We start from the raw sequence: 22,374 nt of genomic DNA, 5'->3' as shown, positions 1-22,374 counted from the left end.
TACAATTTTTTTTACACGCTGCGTTTCTTTCGTGAAGCGCCCCGGCAACCAATGACGCAGCTTGTTTCCAGACAACAGAAACTCAAGCTTATAAGTCATCCAGATCTACGGGCATGGGTGTCTCGTGAGCTCGGGAACGCGCAATCTGCATAAGCTCAAGATCATCAAGCCGCTCGACCAATGCTTCGTACACATCAGCAGGCACCATGTAGCCCATGACCCGGTTATGATTGAGCACTGCCACAGCACCCCCATTTGCGTCTTTTAGCACGGCAGCAGGATTTTTCTTCAATTGAGAAATACTGACGGCCATATCGGCCAGAACGCTTTGCATGGTAAAGACCTCGAATGCGATCGAAATTTCGGTCGATATCGAAGCTTATCAATTGCTGTGGTTACAGAGGTCGCAAAGGTTCACCCTAGTCGCCCCTTGTGCAACATCACATTCAGTTGATCTACAACCTCTGCCCAATCCGCATCGTCCAAAATCTCTTCGCGCAGAAACTGCGCCTGACCTGCTATCCAGAAAAACGCGTCAGCCAGATGCAAATCCGGCTTGAGCGGGGAATGGCTGGCGATGAATTGGTCGATGCCGGTCGGGTCGTCGGCGAGGCCGAGTTGCTTGAACAGGGCCGGTAGGCTGTGCTGCGGATTTTCCATGATGCAACTCCTCTGCAATTCAGGTCCGGCGTTGCGCCGTTCGCTGCAGTGAAGTTGATCATAGCTGTCGCGGTGGGTTCAGGGTTTGGCGACGTCAAGTGAGCCTGCGGCCAGTTGCGCTGCCGGATAGACCGACTGCCATCCGCCGCCCAACGCCTTGTACAAACCGACCATCGCCAGGGAAACGCCGGTCGAGCTTTCCACCCATTGTTCCTGCGTGGCGAGCAAGGCGCTTTGCACGGTGAGGACGTTGACGAAATCGACCACGCCTTCGACGTATTGCTGTTGCGCGGTGCGCAAGGCGATCTGGTTCTGGCGCACGGCTTCGGCGAGGCTGTCGCGACGGCGCTGGCTGGCGTTGTAGGCCGTCAGTTGATCATCGATTTCATGCCAGGCACGCAGCACGGTTTGCTGGTAGGCGATCGCCGCTTCCTGCTGTTGGGCTTCACGCAATTGCAGCATGCCGCGCAGGCGTCCGCCGTCGAACAACGGCAGGCTGAATTGCGGGCCAATGGCAAAGGCACGCGAGCCCCATGAACCGAAATCGCTCAGTTGCATGGCCTGTGAACCGAGGTTGCCGGACAGGGTGATGCGCGGATAGAAATCACCCTTGGCCACACCGATGTTGGCGGTGGCGGCGTGCAGACGCGCTTCGGCCTGGCGGATATCCGGACGGCGTTCGGCCAATTGCGACGGCAGGCCGATGGCGACTTGCAGTGGCGACTGCGGCACTGCCGCGTCTGTGGATAACGCTTGAGCGAGGGCCTGCGGCGGTTCGCCCATCAGCAGACTGATCGCGTTGATCAGTTGCGCCTGACGCTGCTCGAGCGCCGGCAGCCGTGCCTCGATGGCGGCGACTTGCGCGGCGGCTTCGGCGACGTCCAGGTCGGTGGCCACGCCATCGGCCAGCCGCAACTGCGAGAGTTTCAGGCTGTGGCGAGCGACGTCGAGGTTCTGCTCGGTGACGGCGCGGGCGTTCTGCACCCCGCGCAGCTGAATGTAGTTTTGCGCGGTGTCGGCAAGCACCGTCAGCAGTACGTCACGACGGTCGTTTTCTGCCACTTCGAGATTGGCATCAGCGGCTTCGGTTTCACGGCGCACGCGACCCCAGAAGTCCAGTTCCCATGAGGCGGAGAAACCGGCATCCCACAGATTGAAAGCCTCGTCGCCGTTATTTCCCGATGGATCGTTCAAGCCTTTGCCACTGTTGCGTTTGCGCCCGTAGCTGCCGGTGGCAGAGCTGTGCGGATAGCGCTCGGCGGTGATCACCTGACGCGCGGCGCGGCTTTGTTGCAGGCGGCTGCTGGCCAGTTGCAGGTCGAGGTTGTTGTTCAGCGCGCGCTGGGTGAGCGCGGAAAGTTGCGGGTCCTGAAAGGTTTCCCACCAGCGTTCGTTCAGGGGTTCGCTGACGGCCTGGCTCGGGGCGGATTGGCTCGGTTTGGCCCAGTCGGCAGGCTGCCTGGTTTCGGGTTTCTGAAAGTCCGGGCCGACGGTACAAGCGCTGAGGCTGACTGCAAGCAAGGCACTCAGGGTGAGCTGCTGCCTATGCCGCCATCGCTGGCAAGCCAGCTCCCACAAGGATTGCGCAGGTTGTGCAAAATGGTTCAGCCTGCCAATGACCCCTGTGGGAGCTGGCTTGCCAGCGATGAGGCCAACCGATTCAACACCGATCATCGCTGCGTCACCTCGCGCCCGGACGCCTTTGAGCTGGCGGTATCAATGCTCGCCTCGACCGACATCCCCACCCGCAACCGCTCAGCCAGTGGCTGGCCCGGTTCCAGCACGATCTTCACCGGAATCCGCTGCACAACCTTGGTGAAATTACCGGTGGCGTTATCCGGTTTCACCGCCGCGAAGGTCACGCCAGTTGCCGGCGCAATGCTCTCGACGCGACCGCTCAAGGCTTCGCCGCCAAGGCTGTCGACCCGCACTTGCACACCCTGCCCGGGCTGCACATCGGTCAACTGGGTTTCCTGAAAATTGGCCACCACATAGGCCTGCTGCAACGGCACCACCGCCAACAGTTTGCTGCCCGGCGTGACGTAGGCGCCGACGCGCACCGCACGCTCGCCGATCATGCCGTCCTGCGGCGCGGTGATACGCGTGTAGGACAAGTTGAAACTGGCAATCTCCAGCGCCGCCTGCGCGTGTTTCAGATTGCCGTCGGCGGCGTTGCGCTGGGCGGTGAGAATCTCGACCTGCTTGCGTTCGGCCGCCAGCTTCGCGGTCGCGGTGTCGAGGCGCGCCGAGGCCTGATCAATGCGCGTGCGCGCCTGCTGCGCGTTCTGCACGGTGCCAGCGCCGACACCGGCGAGATGGTTGTAGCGGTTCAGTTCCTGCTGCGCAAAAGCCATTTCCGCTTTGGCCGAGACCACGGTGGCCTGCGCCTGAGCGATCAGCGAAGCCTGCCGCTCGAGAGTCGCGTTGGCGTTCTGCAACTGCGCCCGCGCGACCAGGGTTTGCGCATCCGCCGCTTCCGCCGCTGCGCGTAGATCACGGTCATCGATCAGCGCCAGCAACTGCCCGGCCTTGACCTGTTGGTTGTCTTCGACCAGCACCTGCTTGATGAACCCGGCCACGCGCGGCACCACCAGCGTGTAGTCGGCGGAGACGAAGGCGTCGTTGGTGGTTTGCTCGGTGCGTTGGCCGAACAGCCCGGGCATTGCCAGATATACCAGCACGCCCACCGCCAGCGCGGCAGCCACGGCCACCGCGAGTTTTTGCTTGGATTGAGTCATAAAAAACCTTCAGTTTCAGTACAGCGATCAGGTCGGCGCGCGCGGCGGATAAATCCGCGTCGGCAGCCAGAAAATCAGCAGGATCAAAGCCACGGCGACGCCGGCCATGCACACGTACAAATCGGACGAAGTCAGCACCACCGCCTGCTCATGCACGCGGTGAGCGAGGCCCGGATCGCTGTGATCGGCCAGCGGCGAATTGCCGAGGCTGTCGACCAACATGCTCGAATGAAAATGCAGGCGCGCGGTGGTCAGCGCTTCGATGACGCCGGTGGCGACCACGGCGGCCAGGCCTTTGACAGTGTTGAACCACGCCGATGCGAACGGCCCTTCCATCGGCGTGATACTGCCGGTCGACAACATCAGCAGCGGCAACACCGCCATCGGCTGGCCGAAAATCTGCAGCCATTGCAGGACGTAGAAATCATCGCGAATCCACGCCGAAGTCAGGTGCGAACCGCCCAGGCAGGACAGCGCGAGCATGCTCAGACCAATGCCGAGCACCCAGCGGCAATCGACCCAGCGCAAGTTGCATAGCGCCGCCACCAATGGCAGCGCGATCAACTGCGGCAGCGCGGCAATGAGCATGATCGGCGCGGTTTGCGCCGGACGATAACCCTGCACCTGGGCCAGATAACTCGACGGAATCAGCACCACCGCCAGCAGCACGATCAGCACCCCGGCGAGGGTGATCAACGCAAACAGCAGGTTGCGGATGCCGAGCATTTGCAGTTTGAAAAACGGAATCGGCTGCGACCATTCATTGATCATAAAAGCCACCAGCAGTAGCGAACCGGCACCTAGTAATCCACAGATCAGATTCGACTCGAACCAGTCCAGTCGATTGCCCTGCAACAGACCGATCACCAGCATGCAGATCGCCGGAAAGCCCAGCAGCAGGCCTTTCCAGTTGAACGACTTGAGGCGCTCCAAGCGCAGCGGATCCTGGGGCAATCCGTAAGCCACTGCGGCCATGGCGATCAGGCACGGCACGATGATCTGCCAGAAGGTCCATTGCCAGCCGACGTATTCAGTCCACAGACCGGCCAGCGGCGTGCCGAGTCCCGGGCCGAAAGTCGCGGTCAGTGCGTAGCCGGCCAGTCCGTAGAGTTTGATGTTCGCCGGGAGGAAGCGCAGCGCGACGGTCATCAGCATCGGCGGCAATGCACCACCGGCGAGGCCTTGGAGGATGCGCATCAGCAGCAGACTTTCGTAGTTCGGGGCGAACGGGCACAGCACGCCGAGCAGAGTAAACAGGCCGATCGCGCAGAGGGTGAAGCGGCGCAGCGAGAAGGTCACCGAGCACCACGGCGCGAAGGCCATGGCCGCGACCGACGTCGCCGTGTAGCTGGCGACCAGCCAGGTGCCTTCGTCGTAGCCGATGTGCAGCGCGCCGCGAATGTCGGCGAGTGCGACTTTGGTGACCATCTCGTTGAGGCCCGAGCCCAGCACGGCCAACAGCACGCCGACCAGACCAATGATGATCCGCGCCCCGAACACCGGAGGCGCAGCCGCCGTCGCCGGGCTGGTCGCGGCAAGGGGTGCCGGGACCGTCAGGGATGTCATGAATGAAAACTCCGGCGGTGAAATACCGGAGCATTTTAGTGGGGCTTGATGCTGACGAAAATTGACTTATTGGCAGGTTATAAGTGCATCAGACACAACGGTGAATGCGTATGTGGGAGCGAGCCTGCTCGCGAAAGCGGTGGACCAGTCGCCATTGAGGTGACTGATTCGACGCCTTCGCGAGCAGGCTCGCTCCCACAGGGATTCGATGGTGCCTGATGATTTACGGCTGTGCCGCCAGCCACGTTTCATCGCAGCAGGTCTTGAGGGTTTCGCGCAGCCAGCGGTGGGCCGGGTCCTTGTCGAAGCGCGGGTGCCAGGCCTGGGTCAGCATGAGCATGGGCAGCGGAATCGGCAGGTCGAATGAACGCAGTTTCAGGCCCAGCCGCCGCACGCTGAGCAGTGCTTCTTTGGGCACCGGCAGGATCAGGTCGGAGTCGGGCAAGGCAAACATTGCTGCATGGAAACTCGGCGCGATCACCGCCACCCGGCGCTCCAGCCCCAACGCATTCAACGCCGTGTCGATCGGGCCGCGAGCGATGCCACGTCGCGACATGCTGATGTGGGAAAAACCGGCGTAGCGCTCAGCGGTGATTTCGCCATCGAGCAACGGATGATTCTCGCGCACCAGGCCGACGAAATGCGTGGAGAACAGGTTCTGCACTTTCACTTCCGGCGTAAGCGGACGAGTGTTGCTGACGCTCAGATCGATGCGCCCTTCGCGTAGCGCTTCATCGTCGCCATCGCCTTCCGGGACGAAGCGCAATTCGCAATGCGGGGCGAGTTGGTCGAGGGTATCGAACAGCTTGCCGCCGTAAACGCCGACGAAGAAATCATTGGCGCGAATGCTGAAGCGTCGACGCAAGGTGCCCAGTTCGACGCTATCGGCGGAGCGAAACAGCAGCGCCGCCTGCTCGACCACGTCGCGCACCTGTTCGCGCAGTTCGAGGGCCTTGGGGGTCGGCACCAGGCCACGCCCGGCGCGCACCAGAATCGGATCGCCGATGGCTTCGCGAATCCGCGTCAGCGTGCGGCTCATGGCCGCCGGACTGAGGTTCATGCGCCGCGCCGCACCGACCACACTGCCCTCGTCGAGCAAGGCATCGAGGGCGACCAGAAGGTTCATGTCCGGGAGTTGCATGTTGAGCACTCTTGGCTGATCTGGATTGATCCGGGCGCAATGCTAGCAAACATCCCTCAAGAGTGACGATGCCAGCGCTGGCCTCTTCGCGAGCAGGCTCGCTCCCACCTTGGAATGCGTTCTCATATGGAAGCGAGCCTGCTCGCGAAGAGGCCGCCCAGCCAACGAAGATCTCAGCGCTGCATACCCCAGCGCTTGACGGTCACCCGCTCAAGGGTGGCAAACACCAGATTCTCCACCAGCAAACCAATCAGGATCACCACCGCCAACCCGGCAAACACCTTGTCGGTGTACAGCTCATTGCGATTCTGGAAGATGTACCAGCCCAGCCCGCCCTTGCCACTGGTCGCGCCAAACACCAGTTCGGCGGCGATCAAGGTGCGCCAGGCAAACGCCCAGCCAATTTTCAGCCCGGCGAGAATCGACGGCAGTGCCGCCGGGATCAGGATGAACAACACAAGGCGCAACCCCTTGAGACCATAATTGCGCCCGGCCATACGCAGCGTTTCGGAGACGCCGAGAAATCCGGCATAGGTGTTCAGCGCCAGCGCCCACAGCACCGAATGCACCAGCACGAAAATCAGACTGTTCTGCCCCAATCCGAACCAGAGCAGCGCCAGCGGCAGCAGGGCAATCGCCGGCAACGGATTGAACATCGAAGTCATGGTGCTGAGCAGATCACGTCCCAACTGGGTCGAGACCGCCAATGTCGTCAGGGCGAACGCGAGGACGATGCCGATCAGGTAGCCCTTGATCAGCACCACCAAAGATATCCACACCTTGGCCAGCAGCTCGCCACTGAGCAGCCCGTCGAACAAGGCATGTGCGGTTTGCAGAAAACTCGGCAGCATCAGGTCGTTGTTCTGAATCCGCGCGACCACTTCCCAGATAATCGCCAATACGATCAGGATCAGGCTTTTGCGCAACCAGCCCTGTTGCCACAGGCGCGTGCCAAGCGGCAATTCGCGCTCGACCGGCACTGCGGTCAGCGGCTCGAGCACGGTTTCGAATTCTTCACGCACGGATGATGAATGGCTCATCGGGTAGTCCTCCTGGCCGCTCAATAGGCGATGCGAATATCGTTGAAGTCGTGATCACGTTCGGTCTCCGGCGCCTGGCCCTCATCGAACAGCAGACGATGAATGCGCCGCGCCGACTCCTGAAACGCCACGCCGCCGAGGCTGTGCAAATCGTATTGATGGCTGCGCACTTCGGCGCGCACCCGCCCCGGATGCGGCGACAGCAAGAGGATGCGATTGCCGATCACCAAGGCTTCTTCGATCGAATGAGTGACGAACAGCAGGGTGAAACGCACCTCTTCCCAGAGCAGCAGCAACTCCTCCTGCATCTTGCGGCGGGTCAACGCATCGAGTGCAGCGAAGGGTTCGTCCATCAAGAGGATTTTCGGTTGCATGGCCAAGGCCCGGGCGATCGCCACCCGCGCTTTCATGCCGCCGGACAAGGTGTGTGGATAGGCGTCGGCGAATGCTGCGAGGCCGACCTTTTCCAGATAATGCAACGCACGCTCTTCGGCGTCTTTCTTGTTCAAGGTGCGCGAGGCGAGCAACGGGAACATCACGTTCTGCTTGACGGTTTTCCACGGCGGCAACTGGTCGAATTCCTGAAACACCACAATGCGGTCCGGCCCCGGCGCATCGACGCGCTGGCCTTGCAGGCGGATCTCGCCTTCGCAAGGCTGGATGAACCCGGCGACCGCCTTGAGCAAGGTCGATTTCCCGCAACCGGATGGGCCGAGCAGGACGAAACGATCAGCCGGGTCGACGGCGAAACTGACTTGATGGGTAGCGCGCACCACCCGCTGCGGCGTGCGGTATTCGAGGCTGACGTGATCGACGGCCAGCAACGCTTCGCTGCGGGCGATCGGGTTGCTGGCCGCGTGGCCTGGCAAAGGGGCGTTCATGATCGATCTCCGGCAAATCAAAAAGGCGCGTCGCCCTGAATGGTCGTGCGATACAGCTTGCGGCGCAGATGCGCAGGGCACCCGGCGGCAAGGTGGATCAGCGAGCGGTTGTCCCAGAACACCAGGTCATGCGGTTCCCACTGATGGCGGTAGATGTTTTGCGGCAGCACGCTGTGGGCGAAGAGTTCGCCGAGCAACTGACGACTTTCGTCTTCCGGCAGACCGACAATTCGCGTGGTGAAGCCTTCGCTGACGAACAAGGCCTTGCGGCCGTTTTCCGGATGGGTGCGCACCACCGGATGCACCACTTCGGCGACCTGAGCCAACTGTTCCGGGGTCAGGGTCGGGCGCCAGTTGCCCTCGAACTTGGTTTCGCTGTAGCGCGCCGTGTAGGAGTGCGCGGCGAAGCGGCCTTCGACTGCATTGCGCAACGCAGCGGGCAAGTCGTCCCAGGCTTTGTGCATGTCGGCAAACAGCGTGTCGCCGCCCTCGGCGGGCAGCTCTTGGGCGTGCAGCATCGAGCCGAGACTCGGCAGCTCTTTATAGGAGAGATCGGAATGCCAGAACTTGCCGGCGTCTCCGAGACCGATGTTCTGGCCGTTCTCGATGATGTTGGAAACGATGAGGATTTCCGGGTGATTGGCCAAGAGGAATTGTTTGAGCACGTGGATCTGCAACACGCCGAAACGGCGGCTGAAATCGATTTGCTGTTGCGGGGTAATCTGCTGATCGCGAAAGACCACGACGTGGTGATCCAGGTGCGCGCGGTGAATCCGCGCGAAGTCCTGATCATTGACCGGCCGGCTGAGGTCGAGGCCAACGATCTCGGCGCCGACGGCACCGCTGAAGGGACGAATTTCAAAAACTTGTGGCGCGGCAGTTGCGGCGCTTTCGGTGGCAGTAGCGGCGGACATCAATCATCTCCCACGCACGGCGCGCTCACGGACGCGCTCGTCGATCAGACACTCACGCTGGATTGCGTGTCGGTTCAGGTCGTGCGGCGCGCCGATTGGTCGGCAGGTACGCAGGGAGATGACTTTATAGCTATAAGAATTGGAAATTAAATACCGTTAATGAATAACGATATGGCGAATGGTGAGGGCGTGGGTGACCATTTGTGTCACTTACCGACGGATATGTAGCGCTTCGGAGGACGCCTTCGCGAGCAGGCTCGCTCCCACAGTTGGAATGCAATCTCCTGTGGGAGCGAGCCTGCTCGCGAATAGGCCGTCATCAGCGCCGAAGATCTAGCGCTCGTGCAACGCCTCAGCCCGCGCGCGGATGATCGGCTTGAGCAAATAGCTCAACACCGACTTCTTGCCGGTGATGATATCCACCGAAGCGACCATCCCCGGGATGATCAGCAGTGGCTTTTCATCCGTGCCCAAGTGGCTGCGCTCGGTGCGCACCTTGATCACGTAGTAGGTGGTTTTCTTGTCTTCGTCGGTAATGGTATCCGCACCGATCTGCTCTAGCTGCGCCTTGAGCCCGCCGTAAATGGTGTAGTCATAGGCGGTGAATTTGACGATTGCTTCCTGACCCGGATGCAGGAACGCGATGTCCTGCGGGCGGATCTTGGCTTCGACCAGCAGGGTGTCGTCCAGCGGCACGATTTCGACCATGTCGCTGCCCGGCTGGATCACACCGCCGATAGTGTTGACCAGCAACTTGTTGACGATGCCCCGCACGGGTGACGTAACCAGCGTACGGCTGACGCGGTCTTCCAGCGCCTTGCCGGTGGCTTGGGCCTTGTTCAGATCGGTGCGCGCTTCGTTGAGCTGGGTCAGCGCTTCGCTGCGGAATTTGCCGCGGGTTTCGTCGATCTTGCGCTGCACTTCCTTGATCGCCGATTCCGCGCGCGGAATGGCCAGCGTGGTCGCATCGAGCTGGCCACGGGTTTCCACTTCGGCACGTTTGAGGCGCAACACTTCCACCGGCGAGACCGCGCCCTGCGCCACCAGCGGCTCGGACATGTTGATTTCCTGACGCTGCAAGCCGAGTTGCTGACGGTACTGCGCCTGCTTGGAGCTGAACTCCCGCAGCTCTTGCTGGCGCTGGATCAATTGCTCCTGCAAGCCGCCGATTTCATCGTGCAACTGCTGACGGCGGCTGATGTACAGCGACTCTTCGCTTTTCGCCTGGCCCGGCACGGCTTTGAGCACGTCCTCGGGGAAATTCAGCGGACGATCATCGACTTCCGCGCTCAGGCGCTCGACCCGCAGCAGCATCGACAGGCGATCAGCCTCGGTTTCGCCGACATTGGAGGCAAAACGCGTGTCGTCGAGACGAATCAGCGGCGCGCCGGCCTCAACGATCTGGCCTTCCTTGACGAACAGCTCGGAGACGATACCGCCCTCCAGGTTCTGGATTTTCTGGATCTTGGAAGACGGAATCGCCTTGCCGTCGCCCTTGGTCACTTCGTCGATCACGGCGAAGTTGGCCCAGAGCATGAGGAACACGAAAAAGCCGATGATCGCCCAGATGGTCAGGCGCACGACGCGCGGGGCGTCTTCGATCAGCGCCTTGTTGACCTCTGGCAGCGGCTGGCCCTGCAGCGAGGCAGAGCCCTTGAAGTAGCGACGGATCGACTCCTTGACACCGGACTTAAGCAACACTGATCTGCCCCTTCTTCAACGCTTCCATCACGGCGGCTTTCGGGCCGTCGGCGAGAATCTGCCCGCGGTCGATCACCAGCAGGCGATCGACCAGCGACAACAGCGATGCCCGGTGCGTGACCAGCACCACGGTCTTGTTTTCAATCACTGCTGCGAGGCGTTGCTTGAGGCGTTCTTCGCCGGTGTTGTCCATCGCACTGGTTGGCTCATCCATCAGCAGAATCGGTGGATTGAGCAACAAGGCCCGGGCCAGGGCGACGTTCTGCCGCTGGCCGCCGGAGAGGTTCTGCCCGCGCTCACCGACTTGCAGCTCGTAGCCTTGCGGGTGCAGACGGGCGAACTCGTGCACGCCGGCTAGTTCGGCGGCTTGCAGCACCAGCTCGTCTTCGACGTAACGCGCGCCGGACACCAGGTTGTCACGCAGGGTGCCGGACAGCAGCTGAATGTCCTGCGGCACGTAACCGATGTTGTAGCGCAGTTCGCTGACGTCGATCTGGCGGATGTCCACGCCGTCGACCAGCAAGGCACCGTCGTCCGGTTGGTACAGGCCCACCAGCAGTTTCGCCAGCGAACTCTTGCCCGAACCGCTGCGGCCGATGATGCCGATCTTCTCGCCGGGACGGATCACCAGGTTGATGTTCTTCAGCGCCGGGTTCTGCTGGTCCGGGTAGGTGAAGCTGAGCTGACGGCATTCGATCGCACCCTGCAGCACCTTGCGGCTCAGCGGGCGCTCCTCGAAGTTGCGCTCCTGCGGCAGCTCCATCATCTGGTCGACCGAGGTCATGGTCACCCGCGCCTGTTGATAGCGCGTGAGCAGGCCGGACAGCGACGCCAGCGGGCTCAGCGCGCGGCCACTGAGCATGTAGCAGGCAATCAGCCCGCCCATGCTCAGGTTGCCGGCGATGATCTGGTACACGCCGAAGACGATCATGATCACCCCGGCCAGTTGCTGGATCAGCAAGGTGATGTTCATTGCCAGACCGGAGAGCATTTTCACTCGCAGCTCGAGACGGCTGAGGGTGCCGATGGTCTGCTCCCACTGATACTGGCGCTCGCTTTCAGCGTTGTTGACCTTGACCGCATCCAGGCCGGCGAGGGTTTCGATCAGGCTCGACTGGCGCTCGGCGCCCAGCGCCATGGTGCGCTCCATGGTCGCGATCAGCGGCTTCTGCAAGGCGTAGCCGATCAACAGGGCAATCGGGAACGCCAGCACCGGAATCCACACCAGATGCCCGCCGAGAATGGCGATGACGATGAAAATCAGGATGGTGAACGGCAGGTCGATCAGACTGGTCAGGGTCAGCGAGGCGAGAAAGTCGCGCAGGCTCTGAAACTCGTGGATGTTCTGGGCAAAGCTGCCGACCCGCGCCGGGCGGTATTTCATCGCCATGCCGACAATGCGCTCGAACAGCGTGGCGGAGATGATCAGGTCGGTTTTCTTCCCGGCCAGATCCAGGCACAGGCTGCGCAGGCTCTTGAGGATCAAGTCGAAGATGTAAGCGCCGGTGATGCCCAGCGCCAGCACCCAAAGGGTTGCTTCGGCCTGGTTCGGTACCACGCGGTCGTAGACATTCATCACGAACAGCGGCGCGGCCATGGCGATGATGTTGATCAGGAAACTGGCGGCGATCGCATCGGCGTACAGCCAGCGCGAACGCTTGAGGGTGTCACGGAACCACGAGCGTGCGCGCGGGATCAGCGTGCCGTGGTTGACGTCGAATTTGTGCTGCGGCTGGGCGAAGAAGACTTTGCCGGTGTAATCGTCGGTCAGCAGTTCACGGCTGACCACCGACTCGCCGCCATCGCTTTCGCTGAGCAGCACTCGTGCTTCGTCGTCGCCCTGCCAGCCGAGCAGGACGGCGCTGCGGCCATCCTTGAGCAATAACAGCGCGGGCATGGCGATCGCCGGGATTTCTTCGAGTTTGCGCTGCAACACCCGCCCCTGCAGGCCGGCGCGAGCTGCTGCGCGCGGCAGCAACTCGACACTCAAACGTTGTTTGGGCAGCGGCAGGCCAGTGGTCAGCATCGCCGCGCTGGCAGGCTTCTGGTGCAGCATGCACAGGGCGAGCAGACCATCCAGCAACGGATCGTCGTGCAACGCGCGTGAATCATGGCTGAGTTGAACTCGACTGACTTCTGATTCCACGCTCGACACTCTTTAACAGTTGAAAGGGATAACTCAGTTCATCCCAGGCAGCTGGACCTTGGGCTTCACGTCGTTCTGCACAACGGATGCCAACGGCGCGACCACTCCCTGGCTTTTGAGCAATTGGCCCATGGTCGCCTTGATTCGATACTGAGTAAATAACTGAATGTTCTTGATTTCCGCCAGACGCCGCGAGGCGGTGAACAATTCGTTTTCGCTGTCGAGCAAGTCCAGCAGGGTGCGTTCGCCGAGGCTGAATTGACGCTGGTAAGCAGTACGCACCGAAGTGCTGCGATCGACGTATTGCTGGGCGATCGGCACCTGGGCGTTGGCATTGTTCAGCGCGTTCCAGGCCAGGCCGAGCTCTTCGTTCAACTGACGCAGGGCGTTGTTACGGATGTCCAGCGCCTGGTTGGCCAGGTACGACTTGGATTCCAGATCGGCCTTGTTGCTGCCACCGGAATACAGGTTGAAGCGCATGCGCAGCATGGCCTGCCATTCGTTGTTATGGCCGTTCTGGCCGTCGATATCGTTATCGGCGGTACGGCCCAGTTCGGCGTCGAAGCGCGGGTAAAAGGTCGATTTGGCGGTAGCGAACTGCTTCTCGGCAGCGGCGATGTCCGACTCGGCGGAACGCAGGATCGGGCTGTTTTCCAGCATCTGCGCGCGGGCTTCATTGAGGTTGGCCGGCATCATCGCCATGAACGGCGCCGGGCGCTCGAGCTGGTCGGGCATCTGGCCGACGGCGCTGAGGAAGTTGGTTTCCGCGTCGGCGAGGTTGGTCTGTTCGGTGATCAGATTGTTGCGGGCCTGGGCCATACGGGCTTCGGCCTGATCAAGGTCGGCACCGCTGCCGACACCGCGCTGGGTGCGCAGCTGGATCTGATCGTAGATGCGCTGGTGGCTCTTGAGGTTTTCCTCGGCCAGACGGACGAATTCGCGACGGGTCAGCACGTCCAGATACACCTGGGCGACGGTCAGCGCAGTGCGCTCGGAAGTGCCCAGCAACGAGTAAGCACGGGAACTGACGTTGGCTTGTTGACGCGCAACTTCGTTGGACGTCGCGAAACCGTCAAAAACCATTTGCGAGAGACGTAAACTTGACTCGCTGCGGTTCAACGTCTCCCAGTGATTGCTTCCACCGTTCGCTCGAGTGGTCACACTGTCAGTGCCTTCACGGCCATAACCGCCGAGCAGATCGACCTTGGGCAGGTACCCCCCTTTCGCAGCCTTCAACTGATAATCCGCCGCCAACCGACTGTTGACCCCCGCCTGAATCTCCGGATGGACATCCAGCGCCTGTTGCATGGCTTCTGGTAAGGATTGTGCTTGTACAAAAGAGGCGGCGAGAGCGAAGGGAGCGGCAAAGAGCAAAAGCGAACGCATGGTTGGAATTTTCCCGGAACTTCTTGTCTTGAATCACAGCAGAAACGTGGCGCTGCGTCGGATGATGGCAACCCGAAAGACCGTATGTCGGAAAGTTCAAAACAGGAACTGGATGACAGGCTGAAGGACAGGTCGCCGCGGAAATATCAATGTGACATTAGTGGGGCGATTGTTTAGGATGGCTCCCAGAAGGTCAATAGTTTGGCATAAAGTTAATCGCGATAATTTATAGCCATATTTTTGACGGAAATACAGCGTCAATAAGTTATCCATCTATAGAAAGTACGTCCAGACTGAAGTGGCGCCGACGCCCGTCAGGTCCATGGAAGTCAACTGAATGTGACACCCCGGAGAGTCTTCAATGAGCAGTGTTGTTGCCGTCGTCAAAAGCATTGTCGGTCAGGTTTTCGTGGTGTCCCCAGAGGGCGTGCGTCGCGTACTCGTTGAAGGCGATCGCCTGTATGTCGGCGACCAGATCGATACCGGTCTGTCCGGCGCGGTGTCGCTGGAACTGGCCGATGGCCGCATGCTCGATCTGGGTCGCGACACCCAGTGGAGCGCCAGCTCGCCTGACTCCAGCACTGACCTGGCCGAAGCCACCGCGCAGGCTGCGCCTTCTGTAGAAGAACTGCAGCAAGCCATTGCCGCCGGTGTCGACCCGACCACCGCACTTGAATCCACCGCGGCCGGCCCGACCGCCGCAGGTACCGGTGGTGCTGCCGGTGGCGGTCACAGCTTCGTCATGCTCGACGCCACCGCAGGCCGCGTCGATCCGACCATTGGCTTCCCGACGGCGGGCATCAATTCTGCCGGGCAAGTCGCGCAGGACACCACCGGCGGCCTGACCACCGACACCACCACCAACGCGCTGCGTGACTCGACCCTGAGCCTCAGCGCCACGCCGACCATCACCGAAGCCGGCGGCGTGCTGGTGTACACCGCGACCCTGACCCAGGCGCCGCTGACCGACCTGACCATCACCCTGTCCAATGGCGCAGTGATCGTCATCCCGGCCGGCGCCACCACCGGCACCGTCAACGTGCCGCTGGCGCCGAACGACACGGTCTACAACGACCCGACCCAGATCGACGTGACCGTCACCGGCACCAGCGGCGGCAACGGCATCACCGTGACCCCGCCGACTGTCCCGGCAACCACTCAAGTGACCGACACCGTCGATACCACTACCCTCACGTTGACGGCTGGTTCGAGCGTGACCGAAGGCGGGCAGATTACCTATACGGCGACTTTGACCAACCCGGCGCAAACTCCGGTAACCGTCACGCTGTCGAACGGCTCGACCATTACCATTGGCGCTGGCCAGACTACCGGCACTGTTAACGTGCCGACGCCAGCTAATGACGTCTACAACAATGGCAGTACCGTTACGACCACGATCACCGGCGCTACCGGTGGCAATTTCGAAAATCTGGTGCCGAACCCGACGCCAGCCGTTACCACCATTACCGACTCGGTCGACAACACCGGCCTGACCCTGACCGCGACCAACAACATTGTTGAAGGCGGCCAGATCACCTACACCGCGACCTTGACCAACCCGGCGCAAACCCCGGTGACCGTCACTCTGTCCAACGGCTCGACCATCACCATTGCTGCTGGCGAAACCGTAGGCACCGTCAACGTGCCGACTGCGGCCAATGACGTTTACAACAATGGCAGCACCCTCAGCACCACGATCACTGGCGCTACCGGTGGCAACTTCGAAAACCTGGTGCCAAACACCACGCCAGCCGTTACCACGATCACTGATTCGGTTGATAACACCGGTCTGACGTTGACCGCGACCAACAACATCGTTGAAGGCGGTCAGATCACTTACACCGCCACGCTGACTAATCCAGCGCAGACGCCGGTTACCGTCACCCTGTCGAACGGCTCGACCATCACCATTGCTGCGGGCGAAACCGTTGGCACCGTCAACGTGCCGACTGCGGCCAATGACGTGTACAACAATGGCAGCACCGTCAGCACGACCATCACCAGTGCAACCGGTGGCAACTTCGAAAACCTGGTGCCAAGCAACACGCCTGCGGTGACCACGATTACCGACTCGGTGGATGACACTGGCCTGAGCCTCAGCGCCACCGGTTCTGTGGCCGAGGGCGGCCAGATCACCTACACCGCGACGTTGACGAATCCGGCCGGCACCCCGGTAACCGTGACCCTGAGCAACGGCTCGGTGATCACCATTGATGCCGGCAAAACCACAGGCACCGTTACCGTTCCAGCGCCGGCCGATGACGCCTACAAAGACGCCGGCCAGGTCGAAGTCAGCATCAAGGACGCCACCGGCGGCAACTTTGAAAATCTGGTGCCGAACATTACGCCTGCTGTGACCGAAATCACTGACACCGTCGATACCTCGACGGTGAAACTGACCGCAGACAACTCGGTTGCGGAAGGCGGCACCGTGACTTACACCGCCACCGTCGGCGCGCCAGTCACCGGCTCGCCTGTCGTCGTGACGTTGGCCAACGGCCAGAACATCACCATTGCCGTCGGCCAGACCACTGGCTCCATCACCTACACTGCACCGAACGATGCCTTGACCGGCAACGCTCCGCTGACCAACTCGATCACTGGCGTAAGCGGCGGCAATTACGAAAACCTGGTGGCGGACAACACTCCAGTTTCGACCACCGTCACCGACGTGGCCGACACCACCAATCTGTCGCTGAGTGCGACCGCTTCCGTGGCTGAAGGCGGCCAGATCACTTACACCGCCACCTTGACCAATGCTGCTGGCTCGCCAGTGACCGTGACCTTGTCGAACGGCGCCGCCATCACCATCCAGGCAGGCGAAACCAGCGGTAATGTGAGCTTCCCGGCTCCGTCCGACGACGTCTACAAAGACTCAGGCTCCGTGCAGGCCACCATCACCAGCGCCACCGGCGGCAACTTCGAGAACCTCGTTCCGAGCACCACGCCAGCGGTCACTCAAGTCACCGACACCATCGACACCTCGACGGTCAGATTGACCGCCGACACCTCGGTCGCGGAAGGCGGCACCGTCACCTACACCGCCACTGTCGGCGCGCCCGTCACCGGCTCGCCTGTTGTCGTGACGCTGGCCAACGGCCAGAGCATCACCATCGCCGTGGGCCAGACCACCGGCAGCGTCACCGCCCCGGTATCGAATGACGTGCAGATCGGTCACGCACCACTGACCAACTCGATCACCAACGTCAGCGGCGGCAACTACGAGAATCTGGTCGCCGACAAGACCCCGGTCAGCACCACTGTGACCGACACCGTCGACACCACCAGCGTCGCGCTGACTGCCACCGGCAACGTCAACGAAGGCGGGCAGATCACCTACACCGCGACGCTGAGCAACCCGGCCGGTACGCCGGTCACGGTTAACCTGAGCAACGGTTCGGTCATCACAATTGAAGCCGGCAAGACCACCGGCACCGTGACCGTTCCGGCACCTGCCGATGACGTCTACAAAGACGCCGGCAAAGTCGAAGTCACCATCAAGGACGCCACCGGCGGCAACTTCGAAAATCTGGTGCCGAGCACTACGCCTGCGGTGACCAACGTTGCCGACACGGTCAACACCACGCACCTGACCCTCAGCGCAGAAAGCTATGTGCTCGAAGGCTCTTCGATCACTTACACCGCCACGCTGACCAACGCCGCGCAAACGCCGGTAACCGTCAATCTGAGCAATGGCCAGACCATCACCATCGAAGCCGGCAAGACCAGCGGTTCGGTGACGATCGCCGCACCGAGCGATGACGTCTACAAGGACCTCAGCAAGCTCACCGTGACCATGACCGACGCCAGCGGCGGCAACTTCGAGAAACTCGACGTCAGCAAGACTCCGGTCAGCACCACGGTCAACGACACCGTCGACACAACCGCACTGACCCTGACCGCCAGCGATACCGTCAGCGAAGGTGGCCAGATCACCTACACCGCGACCCTGAGCAACCCGGCCGGCACTGCGATGACCGTGACCCTGGCCAACGGCGCGGTGATCAACATCGCTGCCGGTGCTACCAGCGGTTCGGTGAATTTCCCGGCGCCCGCCAATACGCCGTACATCGATGGCAGCAACGTGCGGACGGCGATCGCCAGCCACAGCGGCGGCAATTTCGAGCGCGTCGATGCCGATCGTTCGGCTGTGGTGACCAAAGTCACCGACGCCGTCGACACCACCGACATCAGCCTGAGCGCTACCGGCAGCGTTGCCGAGGGCGGCTCGATCGTCTACACGGCAACTCTGAGTAATCCGGCCGGCACCGCCATGAGCGTGACCCTGAGCAACGGCGCGGTGATCAACATTGCCAAGGGTGCGAGCACTGGCACTGCGACCGTCGCCGCGCCTGGCGATGACGTGTACAAGGACGCCGGCAAGGTCGATGCGAGCATCACCAAGACCAGCGGTGGCAACTTTGAAAACCTGGTGATCGACAAGACTCCTGCGGTAACTGATGTCACCGACACCATCGACAACAGCACCGTTGCGCTGACCGCCAGCGCCAGCGCGGTAGAAGGCGGCGTGGTTGTCTACACCGCGTCCGTGACCGCACCGGTCACCGGCTCGCCAGTGGTGGTGACTCTGTCCAACGGCCAGATCATCACCATTCCGGTCGGCGCCAGCAGCGCCAGCGTCAACTTCACCACGCCGAACGATGCACAGGCCGGCGGCAACACCCTGAGCGTGAAAATCGACGGCGCCATTGGTGGCAATTACGAAAATCTTGTGGCTGACCAAACCCCGGCGGTGACCTCGGTAACCGACGTCGCCGACACCACCAACCTGTCGCTGTCCGCGACCGGCTCCGTGGCCGAGGGCGGTTCGATTGTCTACACCGCGACCCTGAGCAACCCGGCCGGCACGCCGGTGACCGTGAGCCTGAGCAACGGCGCGGTGATCACCATCGAGGCCGGCAAAACCAGCGGCACCGTCACCGTTCCGGCACCTGCCGATGACGTCTATAAAGACGCCGGCAAAGTTGAAGTCACGATCAAGGACGCCACTGGCGGCAACTTTGAAAACCTGGTGCCAAGCACCACGCCAGCGGTTACTGATGTCACCGACACCGTCGACACCTCGACGGTCAAACTGACCGCGACCGAAATCGCGGCCGAAGGTGGCACCGTCACCTACACCGCCACCGTCGGCGCACCGGTCACCGGCTCGCCTGTGGTCGTCACCCTGGCCAACGGTCAGAACATCACCATCGAAGTCGGCAAGACCAGCGGCAGCGTCAGCACTACCGCGCCGAACGACGTCCTCGCCGGCCACGCGCCGCTGACCAACTCGATCACCAACGTCAGCGGCGGCAACTTCGAAAACCTCATCGCCGACCAGACCCCGGTCAGCACCAGCGTGACCGACACCGTCGACACCACCAACCTGTCGCTCAGCGCCACTGGTGCGGTGAACGAAGGCGGCCAGATCACCTACACCGCGACCCTGAGCAACGCCGCCGGCACACCGGTCACCGTGACCCTGTCGAACGGTGCGACTATCCTCATCGAGGCCGGCAAAACCACCGGCAGCGTGACCGTCGATGCTCCGAAAGACGACGTCTACAAAGACGCCGGCAGCGTTGAAGCGACCATCCAGAGCGCAACCGGCGGCAACTTCGAAAACCTCGTCACCAGCAAAGAGCCGGTGGTGACCACGGTCAACGACACCATCGACACCACCACCGTGTCGCTGAGCGCCACTGCGAACGTCGCTGAAGGCGAAACCGTGGTCTACACCGCCACCGTGGGCGCGCCAGTGACCGGTTCGCCGGTCATCGTCAGCCTGTCCAACGGCCAGACCATTACCATCGCGGTCGGCGAAACCACCGGCAGCGTCAACTACGTCGCGCCGAACAGCCCGCTGGCGGGCGGCAGCTCGCTGAGCGTGATCATTGATGGCGCCACGGGCGGCAACTACGAAAAATTGGTGGTCGACGGCAAGTCCGCCGACACCGTGGTATCGGACACTACCGACACCACCAATCTGAACCTGAGCGCCAGCGATTCGGTCGCCGAAGGCGGCCAGATCACCTACACCGCAACCCTGACCAACCCGGCCGGCACACCGGTGACCGTGACCCTGTCGAACGGCGCCACCATCACTATCGACGCGGGCAAAACCACCGGCACCGTGACAGTCGATGCACCGAAAGACGATGTCTATAAAGATGCCGGTAAAGTCGAAGTGACCATCGAGGGTGCGACCGGCGGCAACTTCGAGAACCTGGTGCCAAGCGCGGTTCCAGCGGTGACCAATGTCACCGATACCATCGACACTTCGACCGTCAAACTGACTGCCGATACTTCGGTGGCTGAAGGCGGCACTGTCACCTACACCGCCACCGTCGGCGCTCCGGTTACCGGTTCGCCTGTCGTCGTGACTTTGGCCAACGGCCAGACAATCACCATCGGCGTCGGTCAGACCACTGGCACTGCAACCGCTGTTGCTGCGAACGATGCGCTGACCGGGAATGCTCCGATTACCAACTCGATCACTGGCGTAACTGGCGGCAATTTCGAAGATCTGGTGGCGGACAAAACTCCGGTCTCGACTTCTGTCACCGACGTTACCGACACTACAAATCTGTCCTTGAGCGCCACCAACTCTGTTGCCGAAGGTGGCCAGATCACCTACACCGCGACCTTGACCAACGCCGCTGGCTCGCCAGTGACGGTGACCTTGTCGAACGGCGCTTTGATCACCATCAAGGCTGGCGAAACCACCGGCACTGCAACCGTTGCGGCACCATCTGATGACGTCTACAAAGATGCCGGCTCTGTTCAGGCCACGATCACCAGTGCCACCGGTGGTAACTTCGAAAACCTCGTTCCGAGCACTGCTCCGGCCGTGACGACAGTCACCGACACCATTGACACTTCGACCGTCAAACTGACCGCCGATACGTCGGTAGGCGAAGGCGGCACTGTGACTTACACCGCCACCGTCGGAGCGCCGGTAACCGGTTCGCCTGTTGTCGTGACGTTGGCGAACGGTCAGACCATCACCATTGGCGTCGGCCAGACTACTGGCACTGCAACTGCTGTTGCTGCGAACGATGCGTTGGCCGGTAATGCTCCGATCACCAATTCGATCACTGGCGTGACCGGCGGCAACTTCGAAGATCTGGTTGCCGACAAAACTCCGGTCTCGACCACTGTTACGGATGTCAACGACACCACCAATCTGTCGCTCAGCGCCAGCAATTCGGTGGCTGAAGGTGGCCAGATCACTTACACCGCGACATTGACCAACGCCGCTGGCTCGCCAGTGACCGTGACCCTGTCGAACGGCGCTGTGATCACCATCAAGGCTGGCGAAACCACCGGCAATGTGACCGTTCCGGCACCGTCCGATGACGTTTACAAAGACGCCGGCTCTGTGCAGGCGACGATCACCAGCGCTACCGGCGGTAACTTCGAGAATCTCGTTCCGAGCACTACGCCTGCGATCACTCAGGTCACCGACACCATCGACACGTCGACCGTCAAACTGACCGCCGATACGTCGGTAGCCGAAGGCGGCACCGTGACTTACACCGCCACCGTTGGTGCGCCAGTTACTGGTTCGCCTGTTGTGGTAACTCTGGCCAACGGCCAGACCATCACCATCGGCGTCGGTCAGACCACTGGCACTGCAACCGCTGTTGCTCCGAACGATGCACTGACTAGCAACGCCCCGATCACCAACTCGATCACTGGCGTAACTGGCGGCAATTTCGAAGATCTGGTGGCGGACAAAACTCCGGTTTCAACTTCCGTCACCGACGTTGCCGACACTACAAATCTGTCGCTCAGCGCCAGCAATTCGGTGGCTGAAGGTGGCCAGATTACGTACACCGCAACCCTGACCAACGCCGCTGGCTCGCCAGTGACCGTGACCCTGTCGAACGGCGCCGTGATCACCATCAAAGCAGGCGAAACCACCGGCACCGCGACCGTTCCGGCACCTTCTGATGACGTCTACAAAGACGCCGGCTCTGTGCAGGCGACGATCACGAGCGCTGCCGGTGGCAATTTCGAGAATCTCGTTCCGAGCACAGCTCCGGCCGTGACGACTGTCACCGACACCATCGACACCTCGACCGTCAAACTGACCGCCGATACGTCGGTCGCTGAAGGCGGCACCGTGACTTACACCGCCACGGTTGGTGCGCCAGTGACTGGCTCGCCTGTGGTTGTGACCCCGGCCAACGGGC

General features: G+C 61.6%; 13 protein-coding genes. 1 reads left to right on the top strand and 12 read right to left on the bottom strand.

The genetic code is table 11. The features are described from left to right. Nucleotides 1–88: 88 nt before the first annotated feature. The 12 genes from OC605_RS21900 to OC605_RS21845 all read right to left on the bottom strand — a co-directional run bounded on the left by OC605_RS21900 (nucleotide 89) and on the right by OC605_RS21845 (nucleotide 14,173). Nucleotides 89–334, bottom strand: coding sequence for a type II toxin-antitoxin system Phd/YefM family antitoxin (locus tag OC605_RS21900; protein WP_186568449.1), 246 nt, complete (start codon nucleotides 332–334; stop codon nucleotides 89–91). Nucleotides 335–414: 80 nt separating this feature from the next. After that, entirely contained in the window at nucleotides 415–660 is a 246-nt protein-coding gene (locus OC605_RS21895; RefSeq protein ID WP_186568447.1) for a DUF2789 domain-containing protein, read from the bottom strand. Nucleotides 661–738: 78 nt separating this feature from the next. After that, nucleotides 739–2,334 (bottom strand): efflux transporter outer membrane subunit, encoded by a 1,596-nt coding sequence (locus OC605_RS21890; RefSeq protein ID WP_262139442.1) that lies wholly within the window; start codon nucleotides 2,332–2,334, stop codon nucleotides 739–741. After that, nucleotides 2,331–3,398 (bottom strand): HlyD family secretion protein, encoded by a 1,068-nt coding sequence (locus OC605_RS21885; protein ID WP_262139440.1) that lies wholly within the window; start codon nucleotides 3,396–3,398, stop codon nucleotides 2,331–2,333. Before OC605_RS21885 ends, OC605_RS21890 begins: the two co-directional genes overlap by 4 nt. Nucleotides 3,399–3,425: 27 nt before the next feature. Further along, on the bottom strand, nucleotides 3,426–4,964 hold the full coding sequence (locus tag OC605_RS21880) for an MFS transporter (RefSeq protein WP_262139438.1): 1,539 nt from the start codon (nucleotides 4,962–4,964) through the stop codon (nucleotides 3,426–3,428). 223 nt (nucleotides 4,965–5,187) lie between these two features. Continuing rightward, complete coding sequence (locus tag OC605_RS21875) at nucleotides 5,188–6,105, bottom strand: LysR family transcriptional regulator (RefSeq protein ID WP_016772273.1); 918 nt, start codon at nucleotides 6,103–6,105, stop codon at nucleotides 5,188–5,190. 173 nt (nucleotides 6,106–6,278) lie between these two features. Next, a complete protein-coding gene (locus tag OC605_RS21870; protein WP_122698867.1) occupies nucleotides 6,279–7,145 on the bottom strand; it encodes an ABC transporter permease in 867 nt (288 codons plus the stop codon). A 20-nt stretch (nucleotides 7,146–7,165) separates the two neighbouring features. Beyond that, a complete protein-coding gene (locus OC605_RS21865) occupies nucleotides 7,166–8,026 on the bottom strand; it encodes an ABC transporter ATP-binding protein (RefSeq protein ID WP_262139434.1) in 861 nt (286 codons plus the stop codon). 17 nt (nucleotides 8,027–8,043) lie between these two features. Beyond that, nucleotides 8,044–8,940 (bottom strand): TauD/TfdA dioxygenase family protein, encoded by an 897-nt coding sequence (locus OC605_RS21860; protein ID WP_262139432.1) that lies wholly within the window; start codon nucleotides 8,938–8,940, stop codon nucleotides 8,044–8,046. 333 nt (nucleotides 8,941–9,273) lie between these two features. Continuing rightward, nucleotides 9,274–10,641, bottom strand: a complete 1,368-nt coding sequence (locus OC605_RS21855) for an HlyD family type I secretion periplasmic adaptor subunit (RefSeq protein ID WP_024011116.1) — start codon at nucleotides 10,639–10,641, stop codon at nucleotides 9,274–9,276. After that, nucleotides 10,631–12,787 carry a type I secretion system permease/ATPase gene (locus OC605_RS21850; RefSeq protein WP_262139431.1) on the bottom strand — a complete coding sequence of 719 codons (2,157 nt, stop codon included), beginning with the start codon at nucleotides 12,785–12,787 and terminating at the stop codon, nucleotides 10,631–10,633. Before OC605_RS21850 ends, OC605_RS21855 begins: the two co-directional genes overlap by 11 nt. A 33-nt stretch (nucleotides 12,788–12,820) precedes the next feature. After that, nucleotides 12,821–14,173 (bottom strand): TolC family outer membrane protein, encoded by a 1,353-nt coding sequence (locus OC605_RS21845; protein ID WP_262139429.1) that lies wholly within the window; start codon nucleotides 14,171–14,173, stop codon nucleotides 12,821–12,823. Nucleotides 14,174–14,534: 361 nt separating this feature from the next. Here OC605_RS21845 and OC605_RS21840 point away from each other — a divergent pair. Continuing rightward, a partial coding sequence (locus OC605_RS21840; RefSeq protein WP_262139427.1) for a retention module-containing protein occupies nucleotides 14,535–22,374 on the top strand: 7,840 nt, incomplete at its 3' end.

Source organism: Pseudomonas sp. Marseille-Q5117, assembly GCF_946901175.1.
GTDB lineage: Bacteria > Pseudomonadota > Gammaproteobacteria > Pseudomonadales > Pseudomonadaceae > Aquipseudomonas > Aquipseudomonas iranensis.
This window is presented reverse-complemented; position numbering and strand designations above follow the sequence as displayed.